The 10759-nt window shown below is 66.0% G+C and carries 10 protein-coding genes and 1 pseudogene; 7 read left to right on the forward strand and 4 right to left on the reverse strand.

The features are described 5' to 3' along the window. Positions 1-569: pseudogene (locus IT540_RS16685) on the reverse strand (vitamin B12-dependent ribonucleotide reductase); the annotation flags it as partial. A gap of 620 nt (positions 570-1189) precedes the next feature. Here IT540_RS16685 and IT540_RS16690 point away from each other — a divergent pair. The 3 genes from IT540_RS16690 (at position 1190) to IT540_RS16700 (ending at position 2733) form a co-directional block, all read left to right on the forward strand. Then, positions 1190-1597 (forward strand): NADH:ubiquinone oxidoreductase subunit NDUFA12, encoded by a 408-nt coding sequence (locus tag IT540_RS16690; RefSeq protein WP_291180551.1) that lies wholly within the window; start codon positions 1190-1192, stop codon positions 1595-1597. Between the two features lie 133 nt (positions 1598-1730). Next, the gene (locus IT540_RS16695) at positions 1731-2216 is read left to right on the forward strand and encodes a DUF2155 domain-containing protein (protein WP_291180567.1); all 486 of its coding nucleotides are present in this window, start codon (positions 1731-1733) and stop codon (positions 2214-2216) included. Between the two features lie 256 nt (positions 2217-2472). Continuing rightward, complete coding sequence (locus tag IT540_RS16700; protein ID WP_291180553.1) at positions 2473-2733, forward strand: hypothetical protein; 261 nt, start codon at positions 2473-2475, stop codon at positions 2731-2733. A 251-nt stretch (positions 2734-2984) separates the two neighbouring features. Here the strand turns inward: IT540_RS16700 and hemB are convergent, their stop codons facing one another. Both hemB and IT540_RS16710 read right to left on the reverse strand, forming a co-directional pair. Then, on the reverse strand, positions 2985-3950 hold the full coding sequence (gene hemB / locus IT540_RS16705) for a porphobilinogen synthase (RefSeq protein WP_291180569.1): 966 nt from the start codon (positions 3948-3950) through the stop codon (positions 2985-2987). 149 nt (positions 3951-4099) lie between these two features. Then, on the reverse strand, positions 4100-5539 hold the full coding sequence (locus IT540_RS16710) for an extensin family protein (protein ID WP_291180555.1): 1440 nt from the start codon (positions 5537-5539) through the stop codon (positions 4100-4102). 199 nt (positions 5540-5738) lie between these two features. Between IT540_RS16710 and IT540_RS16715 the strand changes: the two genes are divergently transcribed. Then, a complete protein-coding gene (locus tag IT540_RS16715; RefSeq protein ID WP_291180557.1) occupies positions 5739-6827 on the forward strand; it encodes an enoyl-CoA hydratase/isomerase family protein in 1089 nt (362 codons plus the stop codon). Positions 6828-6954: 127 nt separating this feature from the next. Continuing rightward, complete coding sequence (locus IT540_RS16720) at positions 6955-7467, forward strand: winged helix DNA-binding protein (protein WP_291180559.1); 513 nt, start codon at positions 6955-6957, stop codon at positions 7465-7467. Between the two features lie 37 nt (positions 7468-7504). On the opposite strand, the gene IT540_RS16725 is transcribed toward IT540_RS16720, so the two are convergent. Next, positions 7505-8167, reverse strand: a complete 663-nt coding sequence (locus IT540_RS16725) for a hypothetical protein (protein WP_291180561.1) — start codon at positions 8165-8167, stop codon at positions 7505-7507. A gap of 382 nt (positions 8168-8549) precedes the next feature. On the opposite strand from IT540_RS16725, the gene IT540_RS16730 reads away from it, so the two are divergent. Together IT540_RS16730 and hemA are read left to right on the forward strand one after the other, a co-directional pair. Further along, positions 8550-9836, forward strand: coding sequence for a L,D-transpeptidase family protein (locus IT540_RS16730; protein WP_291180563.1), 1287 nt, complete (start codon positions 8550-8552; stop codon positions 9834-9836). Positions 9837-10078: 242 nt separating this feature from the next. Further along, a partial coding sequence (gene hemA / locus IT540_RS16735; RefSeq protein WP_291180565.1) for a 5-aminolevulinate synthase occupies positions 10079-10759 on the forward strand: 681 nt, incomplete at its 3' end.

A 10759-nucleotide genomic window follows, 5' to 3' on the forward strand; every position in this document is an offset into this window, starting at 1 on the left:
GCCGATTTCGACTGCACCAGCCGATGGGTGAAGGGATCGACGTAAAAGTGCCCCTGGCCGGGGCCGTCGATGCCATAAGCCCAGTGCAGGCCCGTGTTGAACCATTGCGGCGAGTTCGGCGCCACCCGCTGCGTCGCGAGCATGAAGCGCAGCTCGTCGAAGAAGGCGCGGGCGTCCTCCTCGGTGGAGAAGTATTTCCCTTTCCAGCCCCAGTAGGTCCAGGTGCCGGCGAGGCGGTCGAAGACCTGGCGGGCATCCGCTTCGCCGCCGGTGCGCTCGGCCTCGGGCAGGGCGGCAAGCGCGCGCTCGTCGGCGACTGAGCGCCAGAGCCAGGAGGGAACCTGCGTCTCCTCGACCTTCTTCAGCCGGCGAGGGACGCCCGCCTTGCGGAAGTACTTCTGGGCCAGGATGTCGGCCGCGACCTGGCTCCAGTCCTCAGGGACCTCGAAGCCCTCGAGGCGGAAGACGACGGAGCCGTCAGGATTCTTTATCTCGGAAGTCGCGCGGCGGAACGTGATGCTCTCGTACGGAGACTTGCCAGCGTGAGTGAAGCGCCGCGTGATCTTCATCTGTCCCTCGTGCAGTTTCGGTGTTCGGACGTGCGGCGCTACGAGATACGGGATGACGACGCGGTTGTTGTTTGGACACACTTCACCTGCGGCCCGCCAAGAGATCTGGCGTTCCTCCGGACAGCGTCGAGCTGTCGTAGACGCAGGCGCTACATTGTTTTGATGAGCACTTCTGAAGCTCGCCGGGCCGCCCCCAGAACTTTCCCCCTCACGCGGCCCGGCGATGAAGGAAAGCTAGCCTGATTCGAGTCAGGGCGAAACTGTGATGGGCTATATTTTGTGGGTCGCAGACGCAACCGCATCTATATCTAGTGGTGTTAGCAAGCTGGGGATTGACAGCTGGAATGGCCTGAAAATGCGGCTTCGATGCCGGGTGCCGCAAAAAAGGGCGTGTGCAAAAGCCCGAATTGCTGGCCTCGCCAAGTCCAGTCAAACGATAGCCCGAGTCGGGTCGGCGAATGGCTGTTGTAAATGTGCCGCAAAGACTGTGGCGGCAACTCGAGGCATCGCAGCGACGGGGCGTATGCAGCGTGCCGCAGGCGTGGGGCGGAAGAGGTGCTGGCGGTCCTCCCACATGCGCTGTAATCGATGGGAGAACGCAGTGCGGAGGCTTGGTTTCGATGGGGATTTTCAGCGAGATCTTTAGCTGGTGGGGCGGCAACACCTGGGGCACGCGGCTCACCATCGCGCGCCAGGGCCGCTACGTCGGCTCGGACTCGTTCGGCAACCGCTACTACGAGCAGCTCAAGGGCGTCGGCCCGGAAGGGCCGCTCGGCCGGCTCCGGCGCTGGGTAACCTACACCGATCTCGCCGAGCCCTCGAAGGTGCCGCCCGAATGGCACGGCTGGCTGCATTACACCGTCGATGTGCCGCCGACCGAGGAGGCCTATACGCCGAAGCCCTGGCAGAAGCCGCATCGGCCCAACATGACCGGCACGCCCGAGGCCTATCGCCCGGCCGGCTCGATCCTCGGCACGGGTCAGCGGCCCCGCGCCACCGGCGACTACAAGCCTTGGCGTCCCGAGTAACCTTCACCGAGACAGGGCCTTGGCCGTGCCATCGTTACGTCGCAGATGATGGATCTGCACGGGCTGATCTCTCCGTCCTGATGGGGATGCCTTCCTGATGACCGGCCACCGGCCACACTGGTTCCCGCTCGCGATGCGCGCCGTCGTCCTGGCGGCGCTCGCGCCGTTCGTCGTTGCCTCCTCCGCCAGTGGTGTCGAGCGGCTCGACAACCGCGTCGCGGTGTTCTCCGCGCTCGACAAGGTGACCGCCACCATCAAGACGCTCGAGATCCCGATCAACGAGACGGTGCAGTTCGGTGCGCTCAAGGTGACGCCGCGCGTCTGCTACTCGCGCCCGCCAACCGAGCAGCCGAAGACAACGACGTTCGTCGAGGTTGACGAGGTCGGGCTCGACGGCACGGAGAAGCGCATCTTCACGGGTTGGATGTTCGCGCAGAGCCCCGGCCTCAACGCCGTCGAGCACCCGGTGTTCGACGTCTGGCTCACCGACTGCCAGAAGCCGCGCAATGCGGTGGCCCAGCAGCAGCCGGTCGCGCCGGGCGGCGAGGGCGGCATCGAGGGTTTCGTGCCGACCGAGGAGGAGCCCGCCGAGATGCAGCGGCGGCGCGTGCGCCGCTGATCGGTTAGGCAGTGGGCGACAGGTAGCAGGCAACCGGCGGCCGACTGTGTCGGCGGAGACTCACGGGACGGAGGAACACACCGTGCCGCGCCGAAAACGCCCGCTGCGGGCTACCGCGAATCTCGCTTCTCGCTCATTCTTTCCACATGCATTACATCCGCGTCGCGAGCATGCAGCACCGGCTGTTCCTCGCGGAACCGCGGGCGGCGGCGTGTGTTGTCAGGATACGTGCAGCCGAGGCGTTCGGAGGCCCCCCATGATCGATTCCCGTTCCATCGCGTATGACGCAACGTTCATGATCCTCTACATCGGTCTCTCCGCGGCGATGGCCGTGCTGTCGCTTTTGCTGCTGGCGCTGATCGCGCTCGACATCGAGTTCGGCCCACTGCAGGTCGGCGCCGCCGTGCTCAATCTCATCGGCTGGGCCGTGCTGCCGCTGGCGCCGCGCCTCTACCGCCGCCTCGTCGGACACCCGTTCTCGTGGCGCGCCAACCGCGCCCTCGGCGGCGAGGTTTAGCGGCTTCCATTCTTACTCGCGCAAGGCCTCCTCACCCGGAAGCGATTCTTCAATCGCTTCCGTCCCGTCCAAGCCTGTGACGTCGAGCAAGCGGGAACTTGCGTGGGTCCCGACCTTCGTCGGGATGACGTCAGAAGGAGGCTGACGGCATCCACATAACAACATCATCCCGGCGAAGGCCGGGGGTTCATGCCAGTCTCCACAAACGAGACAGCGGCAGGATCCTCGCGCGACAGCGCAACGCGCCACGGTCAGCGGAGCAGCTTGGCGGCGTGGGGGGCGAAGTAGGTAAAGACGCCGGAGGCGCCCGCGCGCTTGAACGCCAGCAGGCTCTCCAGGATTGCGTTGTCCGCATCGAGCCAGCCCTTGTCGGCGGCGGCCATCAGCATCGCGTACTCGCCGGAGACCTGATAGGCGAACGTGGGCACGCGGAAGGTCTCGGACACGCGGCGCACGATGTCGAGGTATGGCAGGCCGGGATTCACAATCAACATGTCGGCACCCTCTGCGAGATCGAGCGCCACCTCGCGTAGCGCCTCGTCGCTGTTGGCGGGGTCCATCTGGTAGGTGCGCTTGTCGCCCTTCAGGAGGCCGCCGGAGCCCACCGCGTCGCGGAACGGCCCGTAGAAGGCGCTCGCGTACTTGGCTGCATAGGACATGATCTGCGTGCCGGTGTGGCCCGCGTCCTCGAGCGCACGGCGGATGGCGCCGATGCGGCCGTCCATCATGTCGGATGGGGCGAGGATGTCGGCGCCGGCCTCGACCTGCACCAGCGACTGGCGGACAAGCACGGCGACGGTCTCGTCGTTCCTGATCTCGCCATCGACGAGCAGGCCGTCGTGGCCGTGGCTCGTGTAGGGATCGAGCGCCACGTCGAGGACGATTCCGACATCGACCCCGGCCTTCTTCACGGCGCGGGTGGCGCGGCAGACTAGGTTGTCCGGGTTCACCGCCTCGCGCGCGTCATCCGTGCGCAGCTTGGGATCGGTGTTCGGGAAGAGCGCGATGGCGGGGATGCCGAGGCCCTCGGCCTCGCGCGCCGCCTCGACGATCAGGTCCACGGACAGGCGCTCGACGCCCGGCATGGACGCGACCGGCTCATGCCGGCGCTCGCCCTCGATGACGAACAGTGGCCAGATGAGGTCGTCGGCTGAAAGCGTGTGCTCCGAGACCAGGCGGCGCGACCAGTCCGCCCGGCGGTTGCGGCGCATGCGCACCGCCGGATAGCTGCCGACGGCGGAAGGTGCGGAGGCCGCGCCGCGGGCCGGAAAGGATTTCGGTATGGTCACGGTATCTGTCTCGGGACTGCGATCGGCGGACAATCCCGCCTTCGGCGGCGGGATGCAAGCCCTTGCGGCCGGCAGGGTCAATCGCAGATTTTCTTGTACTTCCGCTCGGCCATGTCGACGTGGAAATGATTGCGGTGGGCCTCGTTGGCCTCCGGGCCGAGGGTGGTGCCGAAGATGCGGCAGCCGGCGGCGTGCACGTCGTGCAGGAAGCGGGCGGTCGCGGTCTTCGGTCCCGGCGCCTTGACCTTGGCGGCTTCCTCCGGCGGCAGGGCGGCGAGCAGAGCCGCCTCCTCCCGCGAGCGCCGCTTGCCCTTGTCCTTCTTCTTGCCGTCCATCTGCAGCACGGCGTCCTTGGTGCGGCCGGACTTGCCGGGTTTGGCATCGAGCGCGCCGTCCTTGGTCACCGACGCGGGAACGGCCAGCGACTTGTTGCCGTCCTTGGCCAGGCCTTCGGCGATCGTCTTGCGTGGCAGTACGGTCACCGTGGTGGGGCCGTCCGCCTTGCCGGCCACCGCCTTTCCGGCGGCGGCCTTCTCCTTCTCGGCTTTCTCGCGCTCGGCCTTCTCCTTTTCGGCGGCCTTGGCGGCAACGAGCTGGCGCAGCACATCGCGCCGGGTCTCGCCCCAGTGGTCCAGCACGACGGCCTGATTGCCTTTGCGGGTGATGAAGCCGCGGATATCGAGGGCGTTGGCCTTGCCGTGCTCGGAGAGCTTGTTGCCGACACGCCCGTAGGCCATGCGGCAGGAATAGTCGCTCATCGACTCGACGCGGATTACCTCGGCGCCGAGATGCCGTTTCGCGGCCGGCTGCACGTCCTCCTTCATCCACTTGGTGAGGGCGACGACCATGTCGCAACTGACGACGGGTGGTGGGGACAGAGAGATCTCCGGGCTCTTGCCGATGGAGATGAGACGCACCGGCGCCATGCTGCCGCAGTCGCCCTTCCGGAACGGCGGCTCCGGGATCGTCACGGCGTCCACGTCCTTCAGCAGTTGCGTGCAGCGCGCCCGTGCGAGCTCCACCTCGACCGCCGGCCACTCGGTCGGCGGGCCCGGCGGCTTCTTGGCGGTTTCGGCCGCCTTGCCGGATTTCGGATCGGCCTCGTCCTTGCCGTCTGCGGCCTTGGCCGCCGGCTCGGGGGGCGCGTCCTTTCCGGCCGGAGCTTTGGCGGATTTCTTGTCGGTGGCGTCTTGGTCCTTAGTGTCCTTCGCTGGGGCAGTCTTGTCGGCCGGCTTCTCCCCCGATTTCCTGGACGTCTCGGAGGCTGCCTCGGGCTCCGGCGCGTCGTCCTTCTTCTTCTTGGCCTTGCGCTTGGCTTTGCGCGCCTCAGGCGCAAGCGCATCCTTGGCGGCCGCCGTCGCTTTCGAGGCCGCCTTGGTGGCGTCGATGACGATGGTCTCGAAGGCATCCGTCACCGCGTCCGGGAGACCCTGTGCGTGCGCCGTGGCACCCAGCACGGGGAGCAGGGCGACAACGGCGCAGCCAAGCCGCATGACGGGGGCGTTCCTGAGGCTCATCGCAATCCTTGATCTCGAGGGTTCAAACGAACCGGCCGGACGAAGCCCGGACCGCGAGGCTGCACCCGCGAATCAGGCAGGCAGTTTCCTCTCGTCGACGGAGACTGTATAGCCGCCAAATGTGGCTCCAAAAGGCAATCGTCTCCTGCTTACACATTGGCGCGCGCCGGGCGAATTGCGAGTCCACGGAAGGGAACACATGACCGAGACGGAAGACGAGACGCTGAAAGTCGAGATCCAGGGGTCGCTTGCGCTGGTCACGCTGGCGCGGCCGAAGGCGCTCAATGCCCTCACGCAGCGCATGCTGTCGAAATTGTCCGAGAGCCTGTGGGCTTTCGCGCGCGATCCGCAGGTCTATGCGGTCGCGCTCCAGTCGGAGAGCCCGCGCGCGTTCTCGACGGGGGCGGACGTGCGCGAGGTGATCGGGCTCGCGCGCACGGACCTCCCGGCCGCGATAAAGGCGTTCGCCAACGAGTATGCGCTCAACTGGCAGTGCGAGTGCTTCTCGAAGCCCATGGTGCCGCTCATCAACGGCATGGTGATGGGCGGCGGCGTCGGCATCACTCTGTACGCCACGCACCGCGTTGCGGGAGAGGGCTACACGTTCACGATGCCTGAGACGACGATCGGGCTCTTTCCGGACGTGGGCGTGTGCCACGTGCTGGCACGTCTTCCCAATCATGTCGGCATGTATCTCGGCCTCACCGGGCGCACCATCGGGCGGGCGGAGGCGTATGGGCTGGGTCTCGTCACCCACTGCATCAGCGCCGCGCGCTTCGAGGAGATCAAGGCGGCGCTCGCCGACACCTGGCCGGTGGATACGATCCTCGACGAGCGCAACGAGGACTGCGGGCCGGGCGAGCTCGAGCCCTACCGCGTGCTGATCGACCGCTGCTTCTCGGCCGGCATCGTGGAGGAGATCGTGGCGCGGCTCGATGAGGTCTCGGGTCCGTTGCGCGATTGGGCGCAACAGGTCGCCACGGATCTCAGGCGCCGCTCGCCGCTCTCGCTCAAGATCACGCACCGCCACCTCCGCGACGCGCGCGCGCGCGACCTCAGGGAGACGCTCATCATCGACTATCGCCTGGCGGTGCGATGCCTCGAGGCCAACGCCGATTTCCACGAAGGTGTGCGCGCGGCGCTGATCGACAAGGACGGCGCGCCGCGCTGGTCTCCCGCGCGCCTCGAGGACGTCACGGACGCCATGGTCGAGGCTTATTTCGCGCCGCTCGGGGCGGGCGAGCTCGTGCTGCCGACGCGCGAGGAGATGCAGGCGCTGCGCGCGTGACGCCCAATACCGGCACGCCGTTTTACCCGGTTTTTACTTAGAAGATTGAGCTAATTTTTATGGGTTTCCCGTAGCCTCTAATCAGAACCGGAAAACCGGTCGCGTCAAACAGGTAGTGAGGCAGGGTATGAGTACCGCAATCAACGCGGGGCGTGGTCGCGCGCCCGTGGATCAGGATCCCAATCTTCGTTCCGAGTACGTCCAGAGCCTTCATCTCATCGAGCGGCTGCACCGCCTGCTGCTCGATGTGATCAAGGACGAGTTCGACCGCACGGGAAGCTCGGACCTCAACGCCGTGCAGGCGCTGTTGCTCTACAACATGGGCGACAACGAGCTGACGGCCGGCGAGCTCAAGAGCCGCGGCTTCTACATGGGCTCGAACGTGTCCTACAATCTCAAGAAGCTCGTCGAGATGGGCTACGTCGACTACGAGCGCAGCGAGACGGACAAGCGCAGCGTGCGCGTGTCGCTCTCGGCCAAGGGCCGGCAGGCGGCCGAGGTCGTCGCCAAGCTCTATCAGCGGCAGCTCGGCTCGGTCGAGGCCGTGGCGCAGGTGTCGAGCGACGAGCTCAAGGGGCTCAACAAGGCGCTCGCCCGCCTCGAGCGGTTCTGGACGGACCAGATCCGTTATCGGCTCTAGTTTCAGGGGGGGCGCGGTGACGTGCCCCCCTTTCGTCCTAGGTGGTGTGGTAGAGCGCTTCCGTGCGCTCGCGGGCGGTCTGGTTGGCTTCCAGCATCGCCTCGAGCACCTTCACGGCCGCGCTGTCCGTTCCGAGGGCCGCCGCTCCCGCAAGAGCCTGGGCGGCGCGCCAGCCGGCCGTGCCGACCGAGACGGCTGGGTTTGGTGTTCGCCCTGCGGGGCTGCGCTCAGCGATCGCGGCATCGAGGGACTCGACGGTCGTCCGCCAGCCCGGCGGCGTGGTGCGACCGGGCGGGATCTCCGTCGTGCCCCACGCGCCGCCGGGATACTCCGTGCGGATGGTGAATCCTTCCGGCGGGAAGCTCCCGCGGTTGGTCATGATGGTGTCGACGAGCGCGTTATGCGCCGCGTTCCTGAGGGTCGTTATCCGTTGCTCCTCGGAATTCGCCTGCTCGGGTCCGGCCAGCAAGGTGACGTACTTGCTCAGCCGGTCGAACGTCGCCTCGAAGGTCGCTGCGTACGTCTCCTTAAGGCCCGCGCTGCCGGCGAACGTGCCGATCAGTGCATCGTGGATGCGTTTGCTGCTGGCGCTGAAGACGTCGGATTGCAGGAACGAGAGCGCGTTTCCGGGGTCGGACACGCTGCGCGACATCTCTAGGAGCGAGAGCCCCGAGACGAGTGTCGTTGAGATGGCAACCATGCCTGCCCCTGTGCGGTCGCGCTGGCCCTGTGTCTCCAACATCAGAGCAAAGGGGACTATGATTAATCTTGTGTTAATAGGACTTAGGGTCGGAATAATGCGGTCCACCAAGAGTGGGTGCCGTGTGGACTGACGAGGCGGTGCAGGGCCCGTTCGTTACGTGTTTTTCCTTGTGACCGAGCCGCATCACCCCCGCACAGGGAAGGGGCGGGGGGCTTTTGGTCCGGTCCGGAACATGCAATTCTCCCGCGAAATCTGTGTCTCGTAAGGGTCGTGGCTGTTGGGGCTTGCTGCGCGAGCGTGCAAGCGAACGGTAATGGGCCGAGGCAATGCACCCCCATCGGTGGGTGACATCCCGGCAAACGTCTGGCGGGGGAACTTCATGGCATCGATGAGCGGCATCCGTGGCGGAAGCGGCCGGCGGATCGGGGCAGTTGCGGTCGCGTTCCTTTTCTCCGGCGGCGCGGCCTTCGCCATGGACGACTTCTGGAACCTCACGTTCGGTCCTCCGGGCGGCGGCGGAAACAGCAGCCACGTCACCGAGCGCGAGATGCTGAAGGAGCTCGAGCGCAATCCGCCTCCGGGCTTCCCCACGCTGTCGCCGGCCAATGTCGCCGCCACCAAGGCCGCCATCGCGCGCTATGAGCGGATCGTCGCGGCGGGTGGCTGGAACATGGTTCCCGACGCGCTCGTGAAGCCGGGCGAGGATCACTTCGCGATCGTCGAGCTGCGCGACAGGCTCATCGTGTCGGGCGAGCTCAGCGCGGACGCGGCCGGTAGCGAGGCGCTCGACGGGACGCTGGTCGAGGCGCTGAAGGCCTACCAGTCGACCAACGGGCTGACGCCGAACGGGCGTCTCGACAAGCCGACGGTGGCGGCGCTTAACGTCTCGGCCGAAGATCGCCTCAAGCAGCTCAAGGTCAACCTCAAGCGGCTCGGCGAGCTGACCCAGGTGGTGAAGCCGCAGCGCAAGTACGTGATCGTCAACATTCCGGCGGCGCAGGTCGAGGCAGTGGCGCTCAACAAGGTGATCACGCGCCACACGGGTGTGGTCGGCAAGGTGGACCGGCCGACGCCGATCCTGCGCTCGTCGATCACGGAGATGAACTTCAATCCGGTGTGGCGGCTGCCGCCGACCGTGATCCAGAAGGACCTCATCCCGCAGGGCCGCGAGATGCAGGCCAAGGGCGAGAACGTCCTCATCAAGACCGGCATCGAGGCCTACAGCAACGGCAAGAAGGTCGATCCCGAGAGCATCGACTGGAGCTCGTCGGCGGTGAAATCGTACGCGTATCGGCAGCCGCCCGGGAAGGACAACCCGCTCGGCTTCGTCAAGATCAACTTCGCCAACAGCGATTCCGTCTACATGCACGACAGCCCGTCGGAAGGACTCTTCGGGCGCAATTTCCGAGCGGCCAGCTCAGGGTGCATCCGCGTGCACAACGTCGAGCGGCTTGCCTATTGGCTGCTCGGGCAGAACGACGGGTGGGACCAGGACAAGATCGCGCACATGAAGGAAACGGGCGAGCGCAAAGACGTGCGGCTGGCGACGCCGGTGCCCTTGCATTTTGTCTACATCACCGCCTGGGCGACGGAGGATGGGGCCATCCAGTTCCGGCGCGATCTTTACAATCGCGACGGCGTGGCAGAGATCGCCACGTCCTATTGACGTGCAGCATCGCTCGGCTTGAGAGCGAATGCTTGATCTTCGTCAATGCACGGACTGTATTGCGACGCAATAATCTGCGAAAAGGTGACGGGCTAAGTCCCGTAATGGCGTTGTTTCGAACAGAGCCGCCGCGACATAAGTGCCGTTGCACTATAACACTTGCTGCGCGATGCTAGCGTTAATGTCGGTCTGCCACTAGAACGTCGGCGAGCCGAAGAACAAAGGGTTCGAGGAACACGTCGATGGTGGACTACGCACGGCACTTCAAGGCATCCCTGGATGCGATCCGGCGGGAGGGCCGCTACCGCGTTTTCGCGGACTTGAAGCGTCATCGCGGAGCGTTTCCCGCGGCGGACCACGTCACGGGCGTGGCTGCGAGGCCGATCGTCGTCTGGTGCTCCAACGACTACCTCGGCATGGGACAGCATCCCAAGGTCATCGCTGCCATGCACGAGGCGATCGACGCTGTAGGCGCCGGCTCGGGCGGCACGCGTAACATCTCCGGCACCACCCACTATCACGTCGAGCTCGAGCAGGAGCTGGCGGACCTGCACGGCAAGGAGCAGGCGCTGCTGTTCACCTCGGCCTACGTCGCCAACGAGGCGACGCTGTCGACACTCGCGAAGCTGCTCCCGGGCTGCGTCATCTTCTCCGACGAGAAGAACCACGCCTCGATGATCGAGGGCATCCGGCATGGCCGGGGCGAGAAGCGCATCTTCCGCCACAACGATCTCTCCGATCTCGAAGCGAAGCTGAAGCAGGTTCCCGCCGCCACGCCGAAGATCATCGCCTTCGAGAGCGTGTACTCGATGGACGGGCACATCGCGCCGATCGCGGCGATCTGCGATCTCGCCGAGAAGTACGGCGCTCTCACCTATCTCGACGAGGTGCATGCGGTCGGCATGTACGGCCCGCGCGGCGGC

The organism is Hyphomicrobium sp., assembly GCF_020852195.1.
Taxonomy (GTDB): Bacteria; Pseudomonadota; Alphaproteobacteria; order Rhizobiales; family Hyphomicrobiaceae; genus Hyphomicrobium_C.